Genomic DNA, 24,812 nt, shown 5'->3' on the forward strand with positions numbered 1-24,812 from the left:
GCTACATTCAGAAAGAGTATGATTTGGTTGCACACCTATTTAGGTGTGATACTCGGCTGGTTGCTTTTCGCCATATTTTTCACTGGCACGTTAAGCTATTTTACACCGGAAATAACGCGCTACCTGATGCCTGAACGAGGAACCATTTCTCAAAGTCAGCAGTCGATGATCGCCCATTCTTTTATTTATTTAAATAAACATGCAGGTGAAGCTGACCAGTGGCGAATAGCCTTGCCTTCAGAGCGTTCTGCACTATGGAGTGTGCAATGGCGTGAGGGTAAGCAAAGGCAAACCGTGACGTTCAATAATCAACTCGCTGCAAGAGAAAATGAAACAGAAACAAAAGGCGGCTTGTTTTTTAGAAATTTTCACTACACATTGCAACTTCGAGGCTATGGCGGGCGATACATTGCCGGCATTGCTGCAATGGCAATGTTGCTTGCTATTTTTACCGGTATTTATACACATCGCAGGTTTTTTAAAGACTTTTTCACGCTTCGCCCTCAAAAACTAAAAAAGTGGACCACCGACTTTCATGCCTTAGCCGGTATTCTCACTATTCCCTTTTGTATTATGATTTGCCTAAGCGGTATTTTCATTTACGCGATTATGTATTTGCCCTATACCGCTAATGCTAACTTCGAGCGGGGAGAGCGAGGCGTAAACAGCCAGATTATTCCTTCACTGCCGAGCCTGCCGCCAGATGAAAAAGTTATTGGTAACGATCATTTGTTAAACGTGTCGCTTCCTGCGCCGCCCCCTGTGCCAAACTATACGCCTATACTAGAAAAAATTGCTAACCAGTGGCGCGAGCCCAACCCAATAGCAAGAATTACCGTTGAAGGCGTAGGGTATAAAAATAGCCGAATGATTGTAGAGCGTAGCAAGGCCACAACAGTATCAAACCGTGCAGACCGTTTAGTTTTTGAGACCTATACAGGTAAATCTCTCAAAGGTTACGATGATGAAACGGTTCCAGCTCAAATACGACGTATTCTATACGGGCTTCATCAGGCAAACTTTGCCCCTATTGGCATGCGATGGTTGCTATTTGGATTAGGTATTTTAGGCTGCGCGCTTATTGCCACTGGCAATATCATTTGGGTCACTCAGCGGAAAAAAAGCGTTAAGCAAAACCCGTTTACGTTGGCGCTTGCGGAAAAAGGCAATGTGACAGCTGTTGCTGGCTTAATATTGGCCAGCGTTTCGTTTTTTATTGCTAACAAGTTGATAGGGCACGATGTTGCAGGTCGCGCCCAATTAGAAGTAAACACATTTTTTACTGTGTGGGCATTAAGTGCTGTTCACGCATTTTGGCGTGCAAAAGCTGCTGTTGCTTGGAAGGAGCAGTTCGCGCTAGCAAGCGGGCTTTGTTTTGTCACCGTTGCTATAGAACTCGTGTTATTTAGAGACCGAATAGCAAACAGTATCGAATATTTGGATAGCGTTTATTTAAGCTTCCTTCCTGTATTTTTCGTTTCAGGTATCATCTTGCTTTGGGCAGCAAAAAGGATAGGCCAACGTTTTACGAATAGGGAAATGACCACAAAAAGCTCTGCGCCTAGCCCTTACATAAATAAGGAGCAGTAATGATAACGCTGGTTTTTACACTACAACTGTTAGGCTTCTTGTGTTTGATGTTAGCAATGAATAAACACGCTAAGCAGGCAGGCAAGAGTAGGATATTAGCGCGGGTGTTACGAATATTACCCTCTTCATCCTTTACCAAGTTTTTAGGCTGGACGCTACATATTGCATCCTTATACCTGGCCTTGACGAGTATCGAAATCACCAGTATTGCGATAGTTTGGTGGTGCTGCACATTAAGTGCAGCCCTCCTGATTATTGCCGTGTACTTCAGTTCTTTACTTTATACTTAGATGAGCTTCTGACATAAACGATGGCGTCAGCATCACTCGCGTTACGGACTTCGTGTGTTGCTGGCGTAGATGATTCAATATAGCTTCCCGCATCAAGAGCGAGCGCTTCAGCGTTGCTATCTTGCTTATAGTTTAGGCTGCCCTTTATTACTACGGCTTTAAATTCATCACCGTTAGATGTTATAGAACCTTCAAAGCCACTTGGCAGTTTAACTAAAGTACCGTAAACACTATTGGTATCGCCCCATAGATAGGTGGCGGATACGCCGTCAGCCGCAATGTTGACCAAGTCACTCTTTTGCAGCCATACCATGTTATCGATGTGCAAATTAACCGGGCGTTCTCCATTGTCGAAATGTTCTTTTGACGGTTTAACTAAATACGGACCCTCATCAATTTCCAAGTAAATCAGGTTGGTTTTGTCGTTTGCTGCTGTAGTGTGATCTTCGCCCGCAGGTTGAGTCCAAAACGAACCTGTTGGCATCCACATTTTAGCGGCACTTGGGTCGTCATTGTGCATTTCACCTTCAATAACAATGCCGCGATAGGTAATGTTGTGAATGTGTGGTGGCGACTCAAAGCCTTTGTTAAAACGAACCAGCATACCGGTGGCTGTGTCTTTTGTTCTATCACCCCACAGGTCGGCTGCGCCTGGGCTTTTGTCACCACGGGCTGGGTTCAAGTAACCCCATTCGACATCTTTAGCTGCAATAACTTTGTCTTGTGCGTGTGCGCCAGGTACAAGAAGAAAACAGGTGCTCAATAATAGCGATGCTATTGTCAGTTTGTTTCGGTTCGTTGATTTCATTCAAACCTCCTAATTGTTGGTTGTAGGCTTTATTTAACAGACAGGCACAGTCTATTATTTCGAATAAGTCTCATAAACGACCAAAATCAATAAAGACTTTCCTGAAAATGTGGATAATAGAGGTGATCCATTTTGCTTTTTCTCTATTGCCTTGAAATCAAAAGAGTGAAATAAACGTTGAGGGAAGTATGAAAACCGAAGACCTATCTGTGTTCGTAAAGGTGGCTGAAGTGGGCTCAATAACCACTGCTGCGATAAAGCTTGATATTAGCTCATCTGCTGCAAGTATGGCGGTTAAACGTTTAGAAGAGCAGCTTGGCGTAGCGCTATTTGTGCGAAGTACACGCAAAATTCGATTGTCACCTGAAGGAGAGCAGTATTTGCCTTTGGCAAAGCAGGCACTCGACACCTTACAGCAGGGCCTTGCTTTAGTAACAGAGCAGAAGCAAAGCGTTAACGGTGAGCTTCGCATGGCGATGTCTTCGGAAATGGGTCGCAACTTAATGCGTGAACTGCTAAATAAAGTGCAGCGCGAAAACCCAGAACTTTCATTGCGATTACATGTGAGCGACAGTCGGGTGGACTTCTACCGCGATGGTGTAGATATAGCACTTAGAGCCATGACAAAAGAAGCGGTTAAAGAATCGCAGATGTATGGTTTTAAAGTGTGCAATATTGCGCATGTGATTTGCGCGTCTCCTAATTATTTAGAAAGAAATGGTGAGCCAACAACTCTGACTGATTTGGCGCAGCACAACGCACTGCTTTATAAGCTTTACGACCAAACTCACAATACGTGGGTACTTATCAAGGAGGGCAAGAGCGTCAAAGTGAAAGTGAATAGTAATCGGGCTGTGAATGACGGAGATATTGTTCGGCGCTGGTGCGTAGATGGAGAAGGGATTGCCAAAAAATCTTGTATAGACGTAGCGGGGGACCTACTGAGCGGAAAACTGCAGCGTATTTTGACTGGTTACCACGTACCGCTAACTGAAATGTGGCTCATGCTGCCTAGCCGACATCTTATTACGCCAGCGGTAAGATTAATTAGAGATGAATTAAAACAGGTTATTGAAAATAAGCGTCAACGTCTTATTCGAAATCAAATAATAAAAGAGAATGAATGGCCGCCGTGTGACAACGGCTAATTCAGTGAAAACAACATCTGAAAATCATTAAAGGAGAGGCTTTAAAAAGCCTCTCCTTTAATTTTAAAAGCGATAGGAGGCGGTAAGCCTAAATCGCTGAGGTGTACCAGGTTCAACCCACACATCTGCGAAAGAGTTAGTATAAAACTCTTCATCAAACAGGTTATCTACTGCAACTTTAATCGACAAGTTCTCTACAGGCTCTATTTCAGCAAACGCACGAACCGTGGTGTAGCTTGGTAAATAGAAGTCGGTAGCAGTTTGACCTAAACGCTCATCTACATACAACAGGCCTGAACCGATACGCACTGGCATATCAGCAAATGTAAGTCCTTTGCTTAACTGTATGCTCAATTGATTCTCTGGAACGTTAATTAAAGGGTCGCCAGATTCAATGGCTGCAACAAAGTTAGCATCCGCCGCATCGTTTGTACTTTCAGCATTAACAAAGGTGTAAGAAACCCAAAGCGAAATATCATTTTCAAATTCAGCATTAATGTCTAATTCAACACCACGGCTGCGCGCTTCGCCAGCAGGGGTGAGGAAGAAGCCATCAGACGCTTCTGGGCGATCGTCAAATACTAGGATATTACTCTGTTCTATGTTGAACACGGCAAAGGTAATGTCTCCTCGCACATTATCAAACATAGACGTTAAGTCGGTTTTAAGGCCAATTTCAGCAGATTCTGATTCGTTCGGCTCGAAAGGGTTACCTGCAAAGTCTGAACCTGTTAGCTGACGGAATCCTTCACCGTAGGTTGCGTACACACTCGTGGTGTCATCAAACAAGTAAACAGCTCCCACTTGTGGAGAGAAGCGCGTGTCGTCCTGTGATGTAGTACTTACAGGAGACGCTAAGCGGTTATCAATTTCCTGCTCGAACTTATCGAAGCGGCCGCCCAGCCTAATTTGGAAATTATCTGTTATATTGATTTGGTCTTGGAAGTAGATCCCCCAGGCTTCCTGAACTTCAAAACGGTCCAAGTTGTCAGACAACTCCACATCTGGAAGTGATGAGTAATCTGGATTAAAGATATCAACAACCAAGTATTGATCTAAGTCTAAGTCATTAATATCAGTGTCGCTTGAAAAGAATGGCGGGCGATAGCGCAGAATAATCTGATCATTTTCAAATTTGTCGTAGTCAGCACCGATAATCACGCGATGTGTTAGTGACCCAGTATCGAATTCACCCGCTATTTCGCCTCGTAAAACAAAGTAATCTGTCTCAAAATTACGGTAACGTTTGAAGCGCGATAGCAAGGCTTGATTAGGGTCGATAAATAGCGTTTGACGACCACCAAAGTTGTTTTCTAATGCATTACCCTCGAAATTGGTATCGCGCAAGCCAGCGCCCAAAAGTAGGTTCCAGTCGTCAGCAAGTTTATGGGAAATCTCTATTTGATGACCAACCACCTCGGTATCGATAGTGTCGCCATTCGGATCGCCAGTAAAGGTCTCAATAGGCTGATGGCCTAATTCGCCGTCAATAGCAACTACGCCGCGATCAAACGGAATTTTTTGTTCGGTGTACTCTAGTTCGTAAGTCACGGTCGTATCTGCCGATGCTTCCCAGGTTACCGATGGATAAAATCCGAAACGTTCAGTTTCTACTGTATCGCGGAAGCTTTCCGCGTCTTCGTAAAAGCCAACTAAGCGTACGCCAACGTTCTCAGACGCGCCTGCAACGGTTTGTACGTCAGCCTCAACACGCATTTGCTCCCAGCTTCCATAAGTGGCTTTAACTTCTCCACCTTCACGAAACTGAGGGCGTTTAGTGACCAGATTAATCGCGCCACCTGGTTCACCACGGCCAAAAAGTGCTGCTTTCGGGCCTTTCAATACTTCAACATGATCGATACCAGAAAGGTCACGAGGCCCGCCAAAACCACGACCTGCGTTAAAGCCGTTTACCAGAAAGCCACTTGGTAAGTTTTCGTCACCAGAAAAGCCACGAATTGCAAAGCTATTCCAAAGACCGCCAAAATTGTTTTGACGTGCTACAGATGCCGACAGATCTAGTGCGTCATTCAAATTAATAGCACCAGCATCGTTCAGTAGCCCTAAATCTATATCTTGGGCAGCTGCAGGTACTTCTTTGTATTCGAAAGCCCCTTGATACGCGCGGTGCATACCGTGCACGGTTATTTTTTCAACATCAGCTTCACTTTGGCTGTTATCGCTTTGTGCTAAAGCCGACGTGCTTAATAAAGCTGATATAGTGGCTGCAAGTGAAGATTTAACCCAATAAGTTTTCATTCTTCTTTTCCTGTGCGTTTCTCGTGTGAGGTTTTAGTGTTTGGTGTAAATTGCGGTAGAGCTTCAAAGCTTTCCTGAGAAAATTCAGGGTCTTTAAAAAGGTGGTAATAATAGAATTTTCGTAGCGCCTTATGAAAAGCGCGTACATCATTTTCATAGCCCACCATCGCGCTTACACTAGTATCAGCGGCACTTGATAATAAACGTTGTGTAAGCAATGAAGGAGAAAGCAAGGCTACGTAACTAGCAATGGAATCCTTTTGAAGCGTGGCAGCCTGGTAGCCCTTCGACAACTCGCTAGCCGTTTGGCCGCCCACTTGTTGAAATGCGTAGTACCATTTCCAATTAAATGAGCTATCTCGTTCAGGGTCAAATTCTGTGTAATCGGCCCACTGAGGGTGAGTGGCTAAAAATGCATGCCATGTGTCTTCAACGGGCTTATCCCACGCACTATTTACCGCTTCACGTTGGGTAAGCACAATGTCGCCGCCTTCAGGTGTTTCAACCACTGCATTAATTACTGTGTGTGCGGTTACGGGCACAATAACAGTAGTCACAAGCCAAACGCCTAGCATAATAGAGGCAAGATGAGTTGCACTGAAATTTGCAAAACGTTTTGCTGCGCCAATCGCAAGAACAATGGCACTCCATAACGCAATGTTACCTATTACTATCGCGCAAACGGTTAATATAGAGAACAAAGATGCCCCGTTAATAAACCCGAATACAACAAACGGAGCAAGCGTAACAAGTGCCAAAGGCACTAAGGTAACTAATACTCGTGATGTCCATATCGCATGGGCATTGCGCGAGGTTACATTGAGTAAATCGAAGCGGCGGGCTTCCCTTTCTTTTGCTTTTAAATCGTAAAGTAGCAATATGATAAATAATGGCAGCAATACGCTGGTCACAAAGGCAAAATCGAAACGCCCTAAAAACGCAAGCTCTGGATTATCTGTATCGCTTTCATAAATTTGCCCTTCTAATGCAAGCATGCGTATACGGTGCTTCCAAGGAAATACATCTCTTTCGCCTACGGCAGCAAAAGCCAGTGGGGAAGGGGGCGCATAAGTAAGGTGAAACGCGTAATAAGCAACCATGCCGAAGTTAGACTGGTGGGTGATAACGGCTTCACGCTCTATTTGGTCTTTTTCTAATAAGCGTTCAATAGTGGCTTGTTGTTCCTGCATTTCTGCATGACCTGACCACAAAGACACCGCGCTTAAAAGAAATACGACTAATAACGTGAGTTTTATTTGGCGGTGACCAAAAACAAAATTAGCTTCACGTTTAAGATCGGTAAAACGCATCATGGGTTTAACCTCCTAACAGCCGCTTTTAAAAGCAAGGCGGTAATGCACACCCAAACCAACAGTTGTAGAAAATAGATAAGCGCGTTTGAAATGCGAGTGTTTGCTGCCTCTGGCTTAAAATTAAATTCTGAAAGCAATGCCCAATTGTCAGCACCCACGACAGCTTTATCAGCCGCTTCTTCGCTTGCGTTGCGGTTCATGTCGAGTTTGTAATCCAGCTTTTCAACATGCACTTTATTTAGCCCTTGCACGAATTCAAGGCGTAGAGCCTCTGCCTCTCGTAAAAAACGATGATGGGTTTCAAGGCTGGTACCCGCTAATATTGTAGAGATTGCGCGAACGGCAACAGTAGGCGATAGCCAGCCAAACTGACGTGCAATATGTGCTTGTTCTAGTTCTTCACCCATTCTATTTTCGGCAAATTCATTCAGCACTTTTGCCTGTCTGCCTTCTGAGTACTGAGCAACAACACCGCGGAAATTAACAGGAAGGTCGTCTACGGAATCTACATTATATTTTGCTAATAAATCTTCTTTTAGCTTTTTAAATGCAGGGTCGTTAACGTCGTGACCATCGCCCAAACTACGAAGCTTTTCTTCTACTTTAAAGTCTGCTTCAAGCTTGCCAATAGAAGGGGCTGCATTCGTTGCTACGCTGCTTCCCAAGCGAGGAAGTAACACACACGCAGCCATCCAAATAACAATAAGCATGGTGAAGCTAACGCTACTTTTTTCAAATAACGCTGAACACGCCGTTACAACCGTAGCCCATAGCAAGAAGTAAACGGCGTAACTTAAGCAAAATAGCAGCACTACTAACGGACTTTCGCTTGAAAAAGCGACATATAAGCAGGCCAGAAGCAAAGGGAGTAAGAACAACCCGCTAGCTGTAATGAGCGCTAAGAGTTTTCCTAACATTAACTGCCAGCGCGTAGTACCTTGCGACAATAACAAAGTAAGTGTTCCGGCCTCGCGCTCTCGCGATACGCTGCCGTAACCAATAAGAATAATAAACAAAGGCGCGAGTACTAACGCAAGGAAGCTAGGGGTTAAGCTACTAAAACGGGTAAGCCCGGCCGATTGTCGCTGCTCTGCGAACATGGCGCTATTTTGTCGATGCCCTTCTAAAAAAATAGCGTTACCCGTGTAGGTGTCTACCCCAGGTTCTATAACGCTTAATGGAGTAGGGGAACGAAAGACATAGTGACCGTAATGCACCATGCGGTGAGGGTGCTTATCAGGTTGCGCTTTAAAGCGTTCTTCTGCTTCAGTTTGAAGGTGGTCTCTAGCGTGCGCAGCCTCTTCAATGTGAAATGCATTTACAACTACGGCTGCCAGGGTCAGTATGGCCCCTAGCAACAGTACCGTTGCGGCCACTTTAGTGCGCAGCCAATAGCGCCACTGATCTGCACAAATGGTTTTTGCTACACTAAAAATCATGCTTTGCGCCCTGCAAATGCTGCGTGTACCGCTTCAGTATCAATAGGCGTATCGCCAACACGCTCGAAGGAGCCGGTTAGCTTACCGTTGCTTAAAAGCACAATACGGTGAGCAACTTGGCAAGCACCATACACGTCGTGGGTTACCATAAAAATGGTAGCGCCGTTGGCTGCTAGCTCAGAAACCAACGCATTAAACTCGTCAATAGCGGCAGGGTCTAGGCCTGATGTGGGCTCATCTAAAAACAGCACAGGGGCATTACGCAACAAAGCAAGCGCAATTGCGGTTTTCTGACGCATACCTTTCGAGTAGTTTGATAACGCCTTGTTCCATGAATCTTCTTGAAGCGCCACTTTGCGAAGTGCTGCAAAAATGTCGTCGTCTGATTTTTCTACACCAGCAACCGAAAGAAAGTAACGGATATTTTCCAGACCAGAAAGGTGACCATAAAGCGTTACAGATTCAGGTAAATAAGCGACAGACTTTTGAACATCGTTAGGATGAGTAGTGGCGTTGTGGCCCAACACAGTAGCGCTACCACTGCTTGCTTTCATCAAACCTAAAAAGGTTTTAAGCGTAGTTGATTTACCGGCACCGTTTCCGCCTAAAAGCGCAAAAACTTCGCCCTTACCAACATTGAAGTTTAGATTGTCTAAAAGCGTGCGGTTTTCAACGCGCACGGTCAGCGCATCTGCGCATATTACTGAATTTGTTTGCATTGTATAACGTGCTGTAACGGAAATTAGCTGGCAATGTTATAATATAACTAATTAGATGGGAATACGTTTTACTCTTAAATGAGAGTGGAATGACCAACCGAAGGGAAAAGTAGTACTTAAATAGAAAAGTGTTGAAGATCTGAACGAAAAAGACTTGCCGATTGGTAGTAGGCTATCTCAGTAGGTTAAATTTCCCTTCTTTATAGGTGATTTGCGATTTTTACCCAATTGGGTGAAATTATTAATGTGCTTTACCTGTCTTACTCCAACATCAATAAATACTACTTACATATTTAAAAGAAAAGAGAGCTATAATGGAATTTACTCATAAGCGCACTATTCAAGCAACCGCATCACTATTACTGCTATTAGCAATAACACAGGCTGTTTTCACAGCGCTTTACAGCAGCGGAATTAGCTTTTCAAGGCAGTATGCCTGGGGATTTGAAGCCACGATTTTTACCGTGCTAGCGGCTTTTGCTAGTACCGCTATGGTGCAGGCAAAAAACGCGCAGCTAGGCTGGTCGGCTATTACTTTTAGCGCCGTTCTGAATATAGTGCAGGTAAGTATTGGCCTAACGTTATTTTCAACCTTCGGTCAAGTTGCTGGCGCAATAGAAGGCGCTAAACCTTTAATTGGCGGCGTAGTGTCTTTGTCGTTCATGATTTACTACGCAGCAAAATTGTTATTAGGATTAGCAGCCGTCGTTTTCGGCCTATTCTTCGTGGTAAAAGGTGGTAAAACGATTGGTGGTCTTACCGCTATAGTTGGCATGGTCGCTATGTTTGCCAATACCATACTAATCATATTTGGTCGTGATGGCTTTCTACCATCAGGTGTAGCTGGCGCCTCAGGTATGGTTGCAACCTTGTTGTTGGCTATCTGTTTGATAAGCCTAAACCGCAAAGCAGACTAGAGCTTAGCAACTTTCAAATAAGGTACTCTATCAAGTAAAACGTCTGAGTATGTTAGTGGACGGTAGGATCGTGAGCAGCGATATGCTGTTTAGCGTATCTAACCTGCCGCTAACGACTTTTCTAATTGATTAATGTTGTGTCGATAGTAGGGTTACAGAGGGCGTGTGAATTTTATAGCATGTTTTCACATCATGGCTATTGTCGAGGTGAAGTTACTGAGTTTTAGACATAAAAAAAGACGTCATAGGACGTCTTAATTTATTGAATTGGTGGAGCTGGCGGGATTTGAACCCGCGTCCAGAAAATGTCTACCTTTGGTACTACATGCTTAGTTTGTCATTTATTTAACTGCTTGGAACTCCGACAAACAGGATTTCCTTGCAGCTGGCCTAATACTGTTTCGCGGTTCACCCTTAGACAAGGTTCCCTCGCTATCCTACTTGGATGACCTTCCGAATCCCCGCTAGCAGGAAGAGACTAGGGTGGAAGGGCCTATACCGGTTATTAAGCGGCTAGTGCGTAAGTTTCGTCGTTTGCGACTATTTAAATGCGGCTTTTTTAAGAGGCCAACCGCTCCTCTGCATGCACCTCCGGCTTCCTAGATCCTGTCGAATCCTAATCAGCCCCGAGTGTGATTTTCAATAATAGCACAAATGTTACATCATTAAATGCTTTCTTTTAGAAAACGCTTTAAATTTTAAGGGTTTGGCTATAAAACAACCAAAAATAACACTTATGTTTTCAAAAGCTTACTATGCGGGCTAAGAAAACAAAGCTACCTTTGTAACATCAAGTCTATCATCGACTTAACTTTGAGATGTGGCTAGCAACATTAGTTTTCAAGGGCCTGTACCAATAAAGGGTAAGAAAGCTTAAAGATAGTTTTCTGTTTTGATTAAACGAGCCATCTGCTTAATAATTTTTTAGAGAATTTTTAAGGAATAAGTACCTATGTAATGATGCATTTAACGGCAAGAACCATTAAAGTACGTCAGCATAACTAAAAGGCTTGTAGTGTAAATGTCTTCAGATTCCATATTGTATTCTCCTTATACCCTGCCGTGTGGCGTAACAGCGCGAAACCGTCTTGTTAAAGCTGCAATGGAAGAAAATATGTCCAGTACAGGAAACATTCCCGGTGAGTCTTTATATTCACTTTATCGATACTGGGCCCATGGTAATTTAGGCATGGTAATTACGGGTAACGTTATGGTTGATAAAGCAGCTATGACAGGGCCAGGTGGTGTTGCACTAGAAAAAGATACCGATATTGCGCCGTTTCAAAAGTGGGCGAAGATTATTAAGTCGAATGGCGCATTAGCCATAATGCAAATTAATCACCCGGGTCGCCAAGTATTTAAAGCTATGCAGGGCAAAGCTATTGCGCCTTCTGCTGTGCCATTGGATATGGGGAAACATTCTAAGCTATTTGCTCAGCCCCGAGAAATGACCTGCAAAGATATTCATGATGTATGCAAGCGCTTTGTCGAAACGGCCAAGCAAGCTGAAAACGCAGGCTTTGATGGAGTTGAGATTCACGCCGCCCACGGCTATTTGCTTACACAATTTTTATCTCCGCTAACCAATCAGCGTCAAGACGAGTGGGGCGGTTCTATTATTAACCGGGCGCGGTTATTGATTAACATAGTCAGCCAAGTTAGAGCAGTTTGTGCTAAAAGCTTTATTGTTATGGTAAAGCTTAACTCTGCAGATTTTCAAAAGAACGGTTTTTCTTTTGACGATGCTTGTGAAGTAGTGAACCGCTTAGAAGCCTTAGGTGTAGATGTGGTCGAACTGTCTGGCGGTAGTTACGAAGCGCCCGCAATGCAGGGACAAACAAGAGATGATACCACCCTTGCCAGAGAGGCATACTTTTTAGAGTTTGCACAGGCGTTGGTGAGTAAAACCGATATTCCACTAATGACCACAGGCGGTATCAAAAGGGCCGAGGTGGCAGAAGAAGTGATAGAGCAAGGCTGTGCCATGGTTGGTTTAGCCAGCGCGCTTGCCATTACGCCTGATTTAGCTAAAAAATGGCAGCAAGAATGGTCTTACTCAGGCATTATTCCACACTGTGCTTGGAAAGATAAATCGTTAGCAAGTCTTGCGAATATGGCGATGGTGCGACGACAGCTTAGGCGACTGGGAAATAACCTAACCACACTAAGAAACCCGTCGCCGCTTTGGAGTCTAGTTCTTGATATGCTGCATCGAAAGAAGATGACCAAACGAGATGTAGGCTAACGCCAATACCGTTCGGGCAAGATTTTTTCAGAAGGCTGCTTTATTAATACGCAGCCAAAATCACACTTTTTTATAGCACCACAAATAAAAACACAGCGTTAAACGCTGTGTTTCATCATTCTTTCTTTTTGGCGTTGCCAGTCTTTATCTTTCAAAGTGTCGCGCTTGTCGTGAGCGTGCTTACCTTTCGCTAGGTGAATTTCTAGTTTCACCCAACACTTTTTCCAATACATAGACGTTGCCACGATTGAATAACCTTGGCGGTCACGTGCACCCATTAAGCGATCTATCTCACGCTTTTTAAGCAACAGTTTGCGCGCACGTTCAGGTGCAGCAATCACGTGGGTAGATGCCTGATTTAGCGGACTAATTCTACAACCTACCAAATATGCTTCGGCATTTTGGATAATGATGTACGCGTCGGTAATGTTTACTTTACCGGCACGAATACTTTTAATTTCCCACCCTTGAAGCTCAAGCCCGGCTTCGAACTTGTCTTCTAGGAAATAGTCATGACGCGCCTTTTTGTTCTGCGCGATATTTCCTGAGGTGTTTTTGTTGGCTTTATTCTTTTTCATGCTGGCTATTATACTGATTGTTCAAAGGAATGTCTTTAGTTGTCATTGTTATCTTATATTGGGGCATTTGGTTCAAAACCGAATACAAGCGATACAAAATTTCTGTGATACAATGCCGCTAAGAGTTTTAATTGTAGTGGGATCAATGCCAAGTATTCATAGAAGCGCGCTTGTAGCTCATAGCGCAGAAGCCATGTTTAACTTAGTCAACGATGTAGCTTCCTACCCTGAGTTTTTACCAGGCTGTACCGATAGTAAAATCCTCGACAACTCAGCGCAAAGCATGAAAGCGTCTTTGCTAGTTGCAAAAGCGGGTATCAAACAATGGTTTACAACACATAACGTACTAGAGCCAGGTAAAAGTATTCAAATGCAGCTAGTAGACGGGCCGTTTCGTTCGCTAACCGGCGGTTGGACATTTTCAGCACTCTCTGAAGAAGCGTGTAAGATAGAGCTTAACCTTGAATTTGAATTCAGTAATAAGCTAGCAGAAATGGCATTCGGGAAAGTGTTTAACAGTCTAGCTACCAGTATGGTTACAGCTTTCACTGACAGAGCGCGGAGCGTGTACGCATGAGTAATAAGCTCATCAATATTGAGGTTGCCTTCGCATTGCCTACTAAGCAAACCATCATTGATATTGCTATTCATGAAAATGCAACGGTTGAAGAGGCGATTAATGCGTCTAACGTGCTCGAACAGTTTCCCGAAATCGACTTAAAAGCCACAAAAGTAGGTATTTGGAGTCGGGTTGTTAAGCTGAGAGATACGCTTAACGATGGCGATCGCATTGAAATTTATCGCCCGCTTATTGCCGACCCTAAAGAAATTCGAAAACGTCGTGCTGAAAAAGCTAAAGAAGAAGGTAGGGCAGACAAAATTACCGGCGGAAAAGTAAACCCGCTGAAAGCGAAGTCGTAGCTCATACAGAACAAGTTACCTTCATTGCAGATACAAAAATGGCCTTCATAGTGAAGGCCATTTTTTTTAGAAAAAACAGAAGCTATTAGCTTTTTTCTGAAATACTACCTAGTTCCAAGAAAGGTGAGGCATCAATATCTTCAGCATCCATCATGCTAGCAATACGCTGAACGGTAGCTACCATTTGGCTTTGCTCCCATTCCTTTAGTTGAGAAAAACGCTCAACAAAGTGTTCTTGAAGCGGGCGAGGGGCATCAACCACTGCTTCTTTGCCGCGCTCGGTTAAGAACACGCCTACTTTTCGTTTGTCTTGCGTACTTCTGATGCGCGTAGCTAAGTCGCGAGACTCTAGTCTGTCTAAAATATTAGTGATGGTTGCAGGGCTTAAGTTAATATTCTCTGCAATTTCGCGCACCATAATACCAGGGCGCTCTTCAATATTTTGCATGACTAACAGTTGTGGGCCTGTCAAACCCACGTGTTTACTTAACTGCTTGCTGCGTAGGTCTACAGCGCGAATAACGCGCCGTAGTGCAACTAATAGTTCTTCTTCTTTTCGCATGTTACTTCCAACAAATGCGTAACCACCTGGTTACTTAAGCAAATGAATAAAATGTTGGTGTTTATGATAATGATCGATTACGTCATTAATAACTGAAATTTTCGACCAACCCATAATGTCATAGTTTTGACCACCCTCACTCAGGTGAACCTCGGCGCGATAGTACGTTGCCTTTTTGTTTTCGTCCAGCGCTTGTGTGTCACTTGGACCAAATTCCGGCTGTTCTGTCGGCACTAGGTATACCGCATAGATGAATTCGGGGTCGTTACCCATATCAACGGTTAAAATTAGCGCTTCATCCGTATCTTCAATGTTGATATTGAACTGCTGAGACTTAAATTCATCACCTACCTCTGTAAGCGCCGGCATTACAACTTTATTTACATAACGACGAACCGCATTTTCATCCGGAAAAGTCACAATATTTTCTAAGCGGTCTTTCCAGTTTTTGTCTGCGTCGTTATGCAGGGGCGTTCCAGCCATTACTTGCAGGCTTTCGCGTTTATAAGACTCTATCCTTAACGCTTTCAACAGCCCTGAAATTGCTATAAGTAACACAATGGCAAAAGGCAGAGCAGCTGCAATCGTCATGGTTTGGAGTGCACCAAGTCCGCCGGCATAGAGAAGTATCGAACTTACAATGCCTACACCGACAGCCCAGTAAATGCGCTGCCAAAGCGGTGTATCGTTTGAGCCATGAGAGCACAGCATGTCTACAACCATAGCGCCGGAATCGCAGGATGTTACAAAGAACACAATCACCATAAGTACGGCAATAAAACTAAGCACTGACGAAAATGGAAACTGTTCCAAGAACACAAATAATGCTACAGACGTGTCCTCATTAACCATTTGGGCAAGTACGTCTTTTCCTTGTACCAGAACTTGGTCAATCGCACCGTTTCCAAATACGGTCATCCAGAACAATGTAAACGCTGAAGGGATGAGCAGAACCCCCATAACGAATTCGCGAATAGTGCGGCCGAATGAAATACGGGCTATGAAGAGGCCCACAAACGGCGCCCATGCTAACCACCAGCCCCAATAGAAGATGGTCCAGCCACCAATCCAGTCGGTTTTCTCATAGGTGTATAAATTGAAGGTGTTTCTCACAAGGTCTGACAGGTATGCCCCAGTATTTTGCATAAATGCTTGGAGTAAGAATACCGTCGGACCTAATGATAATACGATTAACAATAAAATGATTGCCAAAATCATGTTGGTCTCTGAGAGACGACGAATACCTTTGTCCAAACCAGTGGTTACTGAAATAACCGCTAGACCCACTACACAGGCCATTATGCCAATTTGAACGCCTGTGCTAGACGGCAAACCAAACAAATAATTGAACCCGGCATTAACTTGCGATGCGCCAAAACCGAGAGAGGTTGAGATACCAAATACCGTGGAGGTTACAGCAAATATATCTACCGCGTGACCTGGCCACCCGTATATTCGATCGCCGATTAATGGATAAAGCGCTGAACGAAGGGTTAAGGGTAAGTTTTGTCGGTAAGCAAAGTAACCAAGTATCAGGGCTACCACCGCATAAATACCCCAAGCGTGGATACCCCAATGGAAAAATGTGGTTTTCATGGCTTCGCGTACAGCGTCTATACTTTCTGCCTGCGCGGTGGGTGGTGCCATAAAGTGCATTAACGGTTCAGCTACACCAAAGAACATTAGTCCAATGCCCATGCCAGCAGCAAATAGCATACTGAGCCAAGTACCAAAACTAAATTCCGGCGTGGCATGGTCTGGACCTAATTTAATTTCGCCATATCGAGACATGCCCAAATACACAACGGCTAACACAATAATCGTGACAGTTAGTACGTAGAACCAGCTGCCGTTGGAGACAATCACATCTTGCAGTTTTTGGAAAATCGAGTCTGCAAGTTCGGGCGTGCCGGCAGCGAAGATTAGTAAACAGATGATTAACGCAGAAGACGTTAAAAACACCGGTTTATTGAGTGGAGATTTCTTTTCGTTCTCAATCACGCAGTAATTTCCTTTCACCTTTTATTTCAACTTAGGTTATTACGGCGAAATATACAGCATAGAGCACTTTTAATAAATATCAGATGAAATAATTCGATCTATATGTATATTTTAGATTTTTCTGAACATCCTGCCGCCCGCGGCTTTAAAACAACCTCTCATAATTAGACTTTGTGCTATATTTTTAATTGTTTAGGTTAAAAAGTAATCGTTAGTGTAGAAATTAATGGTGCTTGATGTATTGTATTACATGATCTTTTTGATATGTGTCTTAAGTAAACACAATCCGAAGAATAAAAACCAATTGAAGGAAACACACACACATGCGTAAAACTCAGCTTAGCTGTGCCATCATCGCTGCATTGGCATCTACCTCTCTGGCTGCGCAAGAATCAGAAGCGCCTGCTAAACTTGAAACCATTGAAGTTACCGCCACCAAAAGAAGTGAGTCTATTCAAGACGTTCCGGTTGCGGTGACTGCACTTAACGGAAAAGCACTGGAAAATCTTGGCATAGACAATTTCCAAGATTATGTTGAATTCTTACCTAACGTGGTATTTCAGGGCACAGGTCCGGGACAGAATGAAATCTACATTCGCGGTGCTGCAACAACCCAATCTAATATCATGTTGTCTTCAGTACAGGCGCTTCAGCCATCCGTTGCCTTCTATCTTGATGAAATGCCTGTATCAATGGCTGGGCGTAATTTAGATGTTTACGCTACAGACGTTCAACGTGTAGAAGTACTTCCTGGGCCACAGGGCACATTGTTTGGCGCTAGTTCACAGGCGGGCACTATTCGTTTAATCACCAATAAACCCGAGCACACGAGTTTCGCTGCAGGTTTCGATACCAACATCGGTTTCACTAAAGGCGGTGAAATGAGCAACTCGGTACAAGCGTATTTCAATATGCCGCTTACCGACGACCTTGCTGTTCGTGTAGCCGCGTATAACGACAAACAAGGCGGTTGGATAGACAATGTCATGAATGTGCCGGGCGAGGGTGGCTACATCGGCAGTGCTGTGGTTATTGACCGCATCTCAGGTGGTCCATTAGCAGATCCGGTAGGCATGGACGCAAACAGAATTACTAATCCGAATATCAATTCTAATACCGAAGCGGCCGTTGTTTCTCCACAAAACGATGCTCTTGTCGAAGAAGACTTCAATGATGCGATGTACACAGGTGCACGTTTTGGATTGTCTTATCATTTTAATGACGACTGGGACTTACTTGTACAGCACACCCAACAGACATTAGACACAGAAGGTGTATTTGCCTACGACCCTACGCTTGAAGGTGAAAGCTCTGCGCTGCGTTTCCAGCAAGAAGAGAACAAAGACGAATTCGGTTTAACTACGTGGACGCTTGAAGGACGTTTAGAAAAGCTAAACGTGGTATATACCGGTGGTTATTTAGACCGCGAGATTGATACGCTAGCGGACTATACAGGCTATACAAACGGTGGCTTATTCTCTGCGTATTACGTGTGTAACCACTACGATACGCCTGATAACACCGCAGATGAGCGCTGTTTAGACCCAACCAAATATTACAAAGAAGACACGTCTTCTACCCGTAATACTCACGAAATTCGTTTCAATACCACAATGGATACGCCATGGCGCGTGACTGCTGGATTGTTCTATGACGAACAAGAAGTTGCAACTGTTGGGCAGTTCAAGATTGCCAACACAGAAATGACGACATTCGGGTTTGATAACCTTCAACGCACCCTAGTAGGTAATGAAGGCATTAATAGTGATGGTGGTCCTTTCCCTTCTGAAGTGAGCTTTATCAACGATATCACGCATACCATTGAACAAATCGCTGTATTTGGTCAGCTGGAGTATGATATTACCGACACGATTACAGCAAGTATTGGCGCACGTTGGTATGAAATTGATGATATCTACGTGGGCTCAACGTCAACCGTTGACGTAACGCGACGTATTCGTGCATTCGGTACACAAGACCCAGACGAGCTTGCGGCCGTTGGACTAGACCCTGATGCAGTAGCAGCGGCTATTCAAAGCGGGCAGTTAGAGGTAGACCTGTTAGACGACAACGGCGTGCTAACCGTTGACGACACTATTTTTAAGTTCTCGCTAGACTGGAAGGTTAACGAAGACGTGTTACTATTCGCTAACTACTCAGAAGGCTTCCGACCTCCGGTTACTAACCGTGTTGGTGGTGGCCTGGCAACGAATCAGTCTGGTAAATTTGAAAACTTCCGTATTCCAGTATACTCAACAACGGATACGCTAGATAACTACGAATTGGGTCTTAAAGGTGACTTCTTTGATGGTCAATTCCGAGTAAACGCTACAGCCTATTATTCTGAAATTGAAGAGCTGCAAACGTCGCGCTTCGACCCCACTAACATCTCGTTCTTGGTATTCACCGACAATGTAGGCGATGCAGAGATCAAAGGTATTGATGCTGACATGACGTGGCTTGCTACTGATGACCTTATCATTAATGCTGCTTTCAGCGTATTAGATACCGAATTAACTCGCGTAAACTCAGAACTTGAAGGTATAGCGGCTGGTGTTGGCTCAGAGCTTCCATACTCAGCGAAATTCTCTGGAAACATTAATGCACGTTATTTCTTCGAGCTTGAGGGTGATAAGCGTGGGTATGTAAACGGCTCTGTAAGTTATACCGGCGATCGCTTGGCAGGTATGGTGATGGATGCCTATGTAATGGAAGATGCAACGTCGCTTATTTACGGCACAGGTTCAGGTCTTAAGATTGAACAAGAAGCTGACGTGTTTGAAGGGGTCACATATACCGATTCAAATGGTGAAACATTCCGTGGTGGCCGCTACGTACAGGAGTCATATATTCTGACGAACCTTGCTGTTGGTGTAACAAACGACGTATGGAAAGCCGAACTTTACATTGATAACGTGTTTGATGAGCGTGCAATTTTAAACATTGATACGCAGCAATTCACGCCTAAGGTAGTAACAAATAGGCCGCGTACTATTGGCCTTCGTTTCTCATACGATTACTATTAAGGTTAAGTTAGTAAGGCTAAATTGGCGATTTACGATTAGCACACAACGGTGCCGGGGCAACACGCCTTCATAAGTTTTAAGTAAATGAAGGTGTGTTCGCCCCCAATTTTGAAACGGCTAGCTCTATGAGTTCGCCGTTTTTTGTTTTTACGCTAATTTAAAAACAGGCGTTTTTAATGACACAAGAAGAACAAAAAGAAATACAGCAGTTAAAGCAAGGGCTTATGCAATCACAGCATCAGGCCGTCATTTCTGGATGCAACGACATACTTCGACGGGCTAAAGACCCATTGGGGGTAAGCCAAAACACCCTCAAAGAGGTGCTATATTTAAAAGCGGTAGCATACCGTCTATTGGCTGATGTAAGCAGCGCCATCGAAACATCAGATGAACTCATTGCATACTTCCCAAATTACGCCCGGGCTTACCAAGAACAGGGCTACTGTTACTTGGCTTCTGATCGCAAAAAGGCTGCGCATAGTTTTTATCAGGCTACACGATTTAATCCGGCGTTATTAACGGCGTGGCTTCAGCTTGAAAAAGTGTATAAAGCAGATGACCAAACACAAGCACTAGCGCTTTGTCAGCAGCAAATTGCATTTCTGACATCTTTGCCCAAGCCGTTATTAGGTGCGACAGATCTAATGCACGAAGGGCAATTGCACAAAGCTGAACAAGTATGTCGACAATTTCTAGCTAGTCATGAGCACCACCCTGAAGCAATGATGTTACTCGCCGAAATTGGGATTCAATTGAAAGTATATAGCGACGCTGAATTTCTATTAGAAAGCTGTGTAACGCTATATCCAGAAAATGACAGAGCTGCCGCTGCCTACCAAAACCTGTTATCTAAACTGGGTAAATTTCCTGATGCCGCGGCTGTTGCGAACAGGCGACTAAGGCAATCACCAGACAACTTCACTGTAAAAGTAGGCTTGGCGCACGCGCTGGTTGGTATTGGTGAGTTAGAGCAAGCCATTGACCTTTATAAAGAGTTATTAAAAGATAGCGAGGATAGGCCTGCAGTTTGGGTAGCACTTGGGCATGCCCTAAAAGCTAAAGGTGATATTGACGAAGCGATACAGGCCTATGAAAAAGCCATTGTATTTGAAAAGGACTTTGGCGATGCGTACTGGAGCTTAGCGAACACAAAAACCTATCGGTTTAGTGATGACCTGCTTAGGCAAATGGTCGCGCTGGTAGATGCTGATGCGACAAAATTGGATGATGAAATTCATATTTGCTTTGCATTAGGAAAGGGATTTGAAGACAAAGCGAATGCCTCGCGCGCGTTTGAGTACTACGCGCGAGGCAATAGTCTTAAAAAGCGTACGCTACAGTTTGATATTGCTAAAACTGAGAAGGCATTACAGGCTCAACAGCAGGCTTATACAAAGGAAAGCTTTGACAAAGCGCAAGGGTGCCAGGCGTCCGCTCCTATTTTTATTGTTGGTCTTCCTCGGGCTGGTTCAACCCTACTAGAGCAAATCCTCGCGTCGCATTCTCAAGTGGACGGTACGATGGAACTGCATGACATATTAGGGATAGCGTCGTCACTTAGTCATCAGACTACGCCTTACCCATTAAATGTATCAGCATTGAGCGAAGAGACACTGTCAAAACTAGGTAAGCAATATATTCAGCAAACCCAAGCCTATCGACAAGGTGCGCCGCTCTTCATTGACAAAATGCCCAATAACTTCATTCACATTGGCTTAATTAAAAAGATACTGCCTAACGCTAAAATTATTGATGCACGCAGAAACCCAATGGACTGTTGTTTCAGCGGCTTCAAACAGTTATTTGGTGAAGGGCAAGAATTTAGCTATTCGCTTAGCGATATTGGTCGTTACTATAATGCCTATGAACAGCTTATGGACCATTGGCATCGCGTGCTGCCAGGCGGCATTCTCACGGTGCAACACGAAGATGTGCTGGACGATTTAGAAGGGCAGGTTAAACGCATTCTAGATTTTTGTGGGTTAGGCTTTGAAGAGTCATGCTTGGCGTTTCACCAAACTAAAAGGGTTATTAAAACGCCAAGTTCTGAACAAGTTCGTCAACCTATTTATAAAACAGGTATGGGGCAGTGGAGACCCTTCGAAAACTATTTAGGTGAGCTTAAACAAGCGCTAGGTAGAGATACGTCGAAGACAAATAATTAAGTGATAGTCAAAAACAAAAAGTCATGGCTGTTTCTAAGCCATGACTTTTTATGAATTAGTTAAAGCGTATCAACAGCCTTTTAGGGCTGATAGGGTAGCGAAGATTGGTGAAGAATAATGCGTATTTTTCCGTCTTCACATTGTTTGAAAACAAAGCTCTTGTTTACAAAAATATGGCTGTCGTCTTCGCCGATAAAGTGTACGTTACACTGAACAATGGCAAGCTCACCGTTCAAGATAAAGTCTTCTTTGCTATACCAAACTTTCACCCATGGCTTTAGTTTAAAGCCATTATCGTTCGGATAGTCACTATTACCGCCTACGAAATAAGACAAAGCGCCTTCTTTAGTCGGGCGAAATGTCTGCGAACCAAACGTAAGTGTAGGTTTAAACAGTACTTTTCCATTGTCATAGTCATAGTTTTCTGACAGCACTTGTGAAGCGAATGCTTTTACATCGCCACCTTCGGCGTGTACTTTACCTACCGCTACCACATTGTCGCACCACGTCTGTAATGCTGTATGAACCATCTTTTCTGTAAACATGACGTTAACTCCTTAAATGATTGGTTATGTTATATTGTATCGCTAGTGTCCTAACAATAACGTTAAATCAATGAGATGTAACTGTTTACCCGTGATAGATAATTGCTATCAGCGAAAGGTCACGAAGCATTCGATAGGGAAGAAGTATTGATTAAATAATTATAGTAGACGTCTTCAGTTTGAGCTGCCTAACTTAGAAATTAGGCGCATTCACTAACTATTATAAGAACTGCTTTTAACCTATAATTCGCGAAAAATAAATGTATTACCGTAATAATAATGAAATTTCCATTAGCCACCATTCTATTATTCCTGGCGTTTTTTATATTTCCCGCAAACTCCGCGATAAAAGATATTCAGCCTCTTTGCCAGGAAAGTGTCGACGAATGTTTATCGAAAATCAGAGCACAGCAATCTCTAATTGATAAGAACACACCGCCATGGTGGGACCTTCAAGTAAGAAGGTTTGATATCTTATTTAACTTTCAACGTTATGATGAGCTTTATGCCCTTCTAAGACCTTGGCTTGAAGCTACAAATTTGAACGGCATACCAGAGTACAAGCCATTAGTTTCTCTGTTTTTTGGTAAGTGGCTACGGGCCGTTGGCCGAGAGCAGGAAGCAAGAGTAGCGTTAACTAAATCTTTAACGGACTTGAGAGCACAATATGAAAAGATGCCGTCCCCTCAATTAGGTATAAGGGTTTTAAATCTTTTGACTGTGCTTGGTAAAACGAAAGAAGCGCAGGACTTTGCTGAGCAACTGGAAGGTGAAAACTATAATGCGCCTGTCTTTTACCATGAGATCTTTGCTGAGCTTGGGCACGCCGCGCTAAAAGAAGGCGATAACGCAAAACATATTGAATATCGAATTAAATCGTTGAATTGGGCGTTGAAACTACCCGATTATCAACAGCAAGCTATCGCCTACAATAATTATGCTGTAGCACTTCGCAACAATAAGAATTATCAGGAGGCAGAGGATGCTTTCCTGAATGGTTTAGCATGTGCGGAGCAAGCGCAGGATATCGCTCAAATTAACAGTATTAAGTTGCGCATAGCGGAAAACGCTACGCTGGGCAACGACACTGAAAAAGCGAGGCGTTGGCTCAAGCAAATATCTGTTGAGGGGCTTCCATCTTTACAGCTATCGCGCTACCGAAAATTGGTAAAAGATAACGCACCGCATTAATCGTTAGGTTGATTTCGATTAGCTGCAGGCAAAATGCACATTGCGGCACGCTTTTTTGTTTACCAACTGTTAGAGCTACTAATACTTACGGCGTTTGAGTCCAGTCTCGGCTAAAATCTTTGCCGAAATCTCTTCTATTGAATATTTAGTACTGTTCAAAAACGGAATTTTTTCTTTCCTATACAGGTTCTCAACTTCACGAAGCTCCATCCTACATTGTGGAAGCGATGCGTATTTACTGTTTGCGCGGCGTTCAGACCGTATTTGGTGAAGTCTATCGGCCGCAATCGTTAAGCCAAATAGCTTATGTTTAAACCGTCTTAGGGCAGGAGGCAGTTTCAGCATGTCTCCCATGTCTTCTTCAGTAAAAGGGTAGTTCGCTGCTTTTATTCCGTATTGAAGGGCTAAGTAAAGACTTGTCGGCGTTTTACCCGAGCGTGAAACACCAGTAAGAATGATGTCTGCTTCATCATAATCTTTTAGATTAGAGCCATCGTCATTAGCCAATGCGTAGTTTACGGCCTCAATTCTAATATCGTAGGTGGTTTCGTGGATACTGTGTGTACGATGTTTTTCTGGTTTTGAAGGAACACCCAATACTTTTTCCAGTGGCGCTACGAATTGATCGAGAAAATTATAGTTAATGCCCACAGATTTCGAGATTATTTTGCGAATATCTACATTCACAATTGTATAAAAAACGAGCGGCCTTTCTCCGGTGTCTTGAAAACTTTCAGAAATTTGCTGTAAAACTTTGTGAGCTTGTTCCTCAGTTTCAACGAAAGGAATGGTGTTGTGATTGAACGAAACGGGAAACAGGGAAAGCAGGGCGTGGCCAAAGACCTCTGCAGTGATGGCAGTACCATCTGAAATATAAAAAGCTGTGCGCACAACATATCCTTAACATTGGTGTAATTTTATTACAAAAGTAATAAAGGGTTTACTTTCTGAATTTCCCCATTCTAAGATGATTTCGTCGAAAAGCTACACGGTTCTTGTGAATGACGGTAAATTTCAAAGGTTTGCTGTCAAAACTAATGGACAGCGTTAACAGTGGTTTTCGCCACATATCGACTACAATTTGATGAGTTTCAG

At 43.6% G+C, this 24,812-nt stretch carries 20 protein-coding genes and 1 other RNA gene; 10 read left to right on the forward strand and 11 right to left on the reverse strand.

What is annotated here, in order from left to right:
• Window positions 1-18 precede the first annotated feature (18 nt).
• Both ACYX4M_RS15505 and ACYX4M_RS15510 read left to right on the forward strand, forming a co-directional pair.
• Complete coding sequence (locus ACYX4M_RS15505; RefSeq protein WP_476080787.1) at window positions 19-1,590, forward strand: PepSY-associated TM helix domain-containing protein; 1,572 nt, start codon at window positions 19-21, stop codon at window positions 1,588-1,590.
• Window positions 1,590-1,880, forward strand: a complete 291-nt coding sequence (locus ACYX4M_RS15510) for a DUF3325 family protein (RefSeq protein WP_476080788.1) — start codon at window positions 1,590-1,592, stop codon at window positions 1,878-1,880. Before ACYX4M_RS15505 ends, ACYX4M_RS15510 begins: the two co-directional genes overlap by 1 nt.
• Here the strand turns inward: ACYX4M_RS15510 and ACYX4M_RS15515 are convergent.
• Window positions 1,858-2,688, reverse strand: coding sequence for a DUF4437 domain-containing protein (locus ACYX4M_RS15515; protein ID WP_476080789.1), 831 nt, complete (start codon window positions 2,686-2,688; stop codon window positions 1,858-1,860). The genes ACYX4M_RS15510 and ACYX4M_RS15515 overlap by 23 nt on opposite strands.
• 188 nt (window positions 2,689-2,876) lie before the next feature.
• Between ACYX4M_RS15515 and ACYX4M_RS15520 the strand changes: the two genes are divergently transcribed.
• Window positions 2,877-3,836 carry a LysR family transcriptional regulator gene (locus ACYX4M_RS15520; protein ID WP_476080790.1) on the forward strand — a complete coding sequence of 320 codons (960 nt, stop codon included), beginning with the start codon at window positions 2,877-2,879 and terminating at the stop codon, window positions 3,834-3,836.
• 63 nt (window positions 3,837-3,899) lie between these two features.
• On the opposite strand, the gene ACYX4M_RS15525 is transcribed toward ACYX4M_RS15520, so the two are convergent.
• Genes ACYX4M_RS15525 through ACYX4M_RS15540 form a run of 4 tightly spaced genes read right to left on the reverse strand, consistent with a single transcriptional unit; the run spans window position 3,900 to window position 9,566 of the window.
• The gene (locus tag ACYX4M_RS15525; RefSeq protein ID WP_476080791.1) at window positions 3,900-6,095 is read right to left on the reverse strand and encodes a TonB-dependent siderophore receptor; all 2,196 of its coding nucleotides are present in this window, start codon (window positions 6,093-6,095) and stop codon (window positions 3,900-3,902) included.
• A complete protein-coding gene (locus ACYX4M_RS15530) occupies window positions 6,092-7,408 on the reverse strand; it encodes a DUF3526 domain-containing protein (protein WP_476080792.1) in 1,317 nt (438 codons plus the stop codon). Before ACYX4M_RS15530 ends, ACYX4M_RS15525 begins: the two co-directional genes overlap by 4 nt.
• Complete coding sequence (locus ACYX4M_RS15535) at window positions 7,405-8,847, reverse strand: ABC transporter permease (protein WP_476080793.1); 1,443 nt, start codon at window positions 8,845-8,847, stop codon at window positions 7,405-7,407. Before ACYX4M_RS15535 ends, ACYX4M_RS15530 begins: the two co-directional genes overlap by 4 nt.
• Entirely contained in the window at window positions 8,844-9,566 is a 723-nt protein-coding gene (locus ACYX4M_RS15540; RefSeq protein ID WP_474807110.1) for an ABC transporter ATP-binding protein, read from the reverse strand. The genes ACYX4M_RS15535 and ACYX4M_RS15540 overlap by 4 nt, the downstream gene beginning before the upstream one ends.
• A 314-nt stretch (window positions 9,567-9,880) precedes the next feature.
• On the opposite strand from ACYX4M_RS15540, the gene ACYX4M_RS15545 reads away from it, so the two are divergent.
• Window positions 9,881-10,483: a thiamine biosynthesis protein ThiC gene (locus ACYX4M_RS15545; protein ID WP_476080794.1), complete on the forward strand. Its 603-nt coding sequence runs from the start codon at window positions 9,881-9,883 to the stop codon at window positions 10,481-10,483.
• A gap of 268 nt (window positions 10,484-10,751) precedes the next feature.
• Here ACYX4M_RS15545 and ssrA read toward each other — a convergent pair.
• Window positions 10,752-11,111: a transfer-messenger RNA gene (gene ssrA, locus ACYX4M_RS15550) on the reverse strand.
• 393 nt (window positions 11,112-11,504) lie between these two features.
• On the opposite strand from ssrA, the gene ACYX4M_RS15555 reads away from it, so the two are divergent.
• Window positions 11,505-12,728, forward strand: a complete 1,224-nt coding sequence (locus ACYX4M_RS15555) for an NADH:flavin oxidoreductase/NADH oxidase family protein (protein ID WP_476080795.1) — start codon at window positions 11,505-11,507, stop codon at window positions 12,726-12,728.
• 98 nt (window positions 12,729-12,826) lie between these two features.
• On the opposite strand, the gene smpB is transcribed toward ACYX4M_RS15555, so the two are convergent.
• On the reverse strand, window positions 12,827-13,306 hold the full coding sequence (gene smpB / locus ACYX4M_RS15560; RefSeq protein ID WP_179983283.1) for an SsrA-binding protein SmpB: 480 nt from the start codon (window positions 13,304-13,306) through the stop codon (window positions 12,827-12,829).
• Window positions 13,307-13,451: 145 nt separating this feature from the next.
• Between smpB and ACYX4M_RS15565 the strand changes: the two genes are divergently transcribed.
• Both ACYX4M_RS15565 and ACYX4M_RS15570 read left to right on the forward strand, forming a co-directional pair.
• The gene (locus ACYX4M_RS15565; RefSeq protein ID WP_334058323.1) at window positions 13,452-13,883 is read left to right on the forward strand and encodes a type II toxin-antitoxin system RatA family toxin; all 432 of its coding nucleotides are present in this window, start codon (window positions 13,452-13,454) and stop codon (window positions 13,881-13,883) included.
• Entirely contained in the window at window positions 13,880-14,227 is a 348-nt protein-coding gene (locus ACYX4M_RS15570) for an RnfH family protein (RefSeq protein ID WP_476080796.1), read from the forward strand. The genes ACYX4M_RS15565 and ACYX4M_RS15570 overlap by 4 nt, the downstream gene beginning before the upstream one ends.
• Before the next feature lie 85 nt (window positions 14,228-14,312).
• Here the strand turns inward: ACYX4M_RS15570 and ACYX4M_RS15575 are convergent, their stop codons facing one another.
• Window positions 14,313-14,789, reverse strand: a complete 477-nt coding sequence (locus ACYX4M_RS15575) for a MarR family winged helix-turn-helix transcriptional regulator (RefSeq protein WP_012518305.1) — start codon at window positions 14,787-14,789, stop codon at window positions 14,313-14,315.
• Between the two features lie 30 nt (window positions 14,790-14,819).
• Window positions 14,820-16,790 carry a BCCT family transporter gene (locus ACYX4M_RS15580; protein ID WP_476080797.1) on the reverse strand — a complete coding sequence of 657 codons (1,971 nt, stop codon included), beginning with the start codon at window positions 16,788-16,790 and terminating at the stop codon, window positions 14,820-14,822.
• Between the two features lie 323 nt (window positions 16,791-17,113).
• Here ACYX4M_RS15580 and ACYX4M_RS15585 point away from each other — a divergent pair, with 323 nt between their 5' ends.
• Both ACYX4M_RS15585 and ACYX4M_RS15590 read left to right on the forward strand, forming a co-directional pair.
• The gene (locus ACYX4M_RS15585) at window positions 17,114-19,816 is read left to right on the forward strand and encodes a TonB-dependent receptor (RefSeq protein ID WP_476080798.1); all 2,703 of its coding nucleotides are present in this window, start codon (window positions 17,114-17,116) and stop codon (window positions 19,814-19,816) included.
• A gap of 176 nt (window positions 19,817-19,992) precedes the next feature.
• Window positions 19,993-21,981: a tetratricopeptide repeat-containing sulfotransferase family protein gene (locus ACYX4M_RS15590; protein WP_476080799.1), complete on the forward strand. Its 1,989-nt coding sequence runs from the start codon at window positions 19,993-19,995 to the stop codon at window positions 21,979-21,981.
• A gap of 80 nt (window positions 21,982-22,061) precedes the next feature.
• Here the strand turns inward: ACYX4M_RS15590 and ACYX4M_RS15595 are convergent, their stop codons facing one another.
• Window positions 22,062-22,526, reverse strand: a complete 465-nt coding sequence (locus ACYX4M_RS15595) for a hypothetical protein (protein WP_476080800.1) — start codon at window positions 22,524-22,526, stop codon at window positions 22,062-22,064.
• Between the two features lie 279 nt (window positions 22,527-22,805).
• Between ACYX4M_RS15595 and ACYX4M_RS15600 the strand changes: the two genes are divergently transcribed.
• Complete coding sequence (locus ACYX4M_RS15600; RefSeq protein WP_476080801.1) at window positions 22,806-23,717, forward strand: hypothetical protein; 912 nt, start codon at window positions 22,806-22,808, stop codon at window positions 23,715-23,717.
• A 78-nt stretch (window positions 23,718-23,795) separates the two neighbouring features.
• Here ACYX4M_RS15600 and ppsR read toward each other — a convergent pair whose 3' ends face one another.
• Window positions 23,796-24,608 carry a posphoenolpyruvate synthetase regulatory kinase/phosphorylase PpsR gene (gene ppsR / locus ACYX4M_RS15605; protein WP_049586695.1) on the reverse strand — a complete coding sequence of 271 codons (813 nt, stop codon included), beginning with the start codon at window positions 24,606-24,608 and terminating at the stop codon, window positions 23,796-23,798.
• Window positions 24,609-24,812 lie beyond the last annotated feature (204 nt).

The organism is Alteromonas sp. ABV4_150, from assembly GCF_056311745.1.

Bases quoted from the DNA above. Each gene is read 5' to 3' on its own strand.
- ACYX4M_RS15505 (WP_476080787.1), top strand. From the start codon at position 19: ATGATTTGGTTGCACACCTATTTAGGTGTGATACTCGGCTGGTTGCTT.
- ACYX4M_RS15510 (WP_476080788.1), top strand. From the start codon at position 1,590: ATGATAACGCTGGTTTTTACACTACAACTGTTAGGCTTCTTGTGTTTG.
- ACYX4M_RS15515 (WP_476080789.1), bottom strand. From the start codon at position 2,688: ATGAAATCAACGAACCGAAACAAACTGACAATAGCATCGCTATTATTG.
- ACYX4M_RS15520 (WP_476080790.1), top strand. From the start codon at position 2,877: ATGAAAACCGAAGACCTATCTGTGTTCGTAAAGGTGGCTGAAGTGGGC.
- ACYX4M_RS15525 (WP_476080791.1), bottom strand. From the start codon at position 6,095: ATGAAAACTTATTGGGTTAAATCTTCACTTGCAGCCACTATATCAGCT.
- ACYX4M_RS15530 (WP_476080792.1), bottom strand. From the start codon at position 7,408: ATGATGCGTTTTACCGATCTTAAACGTGAAGCTAATTTTGTTTTTGGT.
- ACYX4M_RS15535 (WP_476080793.1), bottom strand. From the start codon at position 8,847: ATGATTTTTAGTGTAGCAAAAACCATTTGTGCAGATCAGTGGCGCTAT.
- ACYX4M_RS15540 (WP_474807110.1), bottom strand. From the start codon at position 9,566: ATGCAAACAAATTCAGTAATATGCGCAGATGCGCTGACCGTGCGCGTT.
- ACYX4M_RS15545 (WP_476080794.1), top strand. From the start codon at position 9,881: ATGGAATTTACTCATAAGCGCACTATTCAAGCAACCGCATCACTATTA.
- ACYX4M_RS15555 (WP_476080795.1), top strand. From the start codon at position 11,505: ATGTCTTCAGATTCCATATTGTATTCTCCTTATACCCTGCCGTGTGGC.
- smpB (WP_179983283.1), bottom strand. From the start codon at position 13,306: ATGAAAAAGAATAAAGCCAACAAAAACACCTCAGGAAATATCGCGCAG.
- ACYX4M_RS15565 (WP_334058323.1), top strand. From the start codon at position 13,452: ATGCCAAGTATTCATAGAAGCGCGCTTGTAGCTCATAGCGCAGAAGCC.
- ACYX4M_RS15570 (WP_476080796.1), top strand. From the start codon at position 13,880: ATGAGTAATAAGCTCATCAATATTGAGGTTGCCTTCGCATTGCCTACT.
- ACYX4M_RS15575 (WP_012518305.1), bottom strand. From the start codon at position 14,789: ATGCGAAAAGAAGAAGAACTATTAGTTGCACTACGGCGCGTTATTCGC.
- ACYX4M_RS15585 (WP_476080798.1), top strand. From the start codon at position 17,114: ATGCGTAAAACTCAGCTTAGCTGTGCCATCATCGCTGCATTGGCATCT.
- ACYX4M_RS15590 (WP_476080799.1), top strand. From the start codon at position 19,993: ATGACACAAGAAGAACAAAAAGAAATACAGCAGTTAAAGCAAGGGCTT.
- ACYX4M_RS15595 (WP_476080800.1), bottom strand. From the start codon at position 22,526: ATGTTTACAGAAAAGATGGTTCATACAGCATTACAGACGTGGTGCGAC.
- ACYX4M_RS15600 (WP_476080801.1), top strand. From the start codon at position 22,806: ATGAAATTTCCATTAGCCACCATTCTATTATTCCTGGCGTTTTTTATA.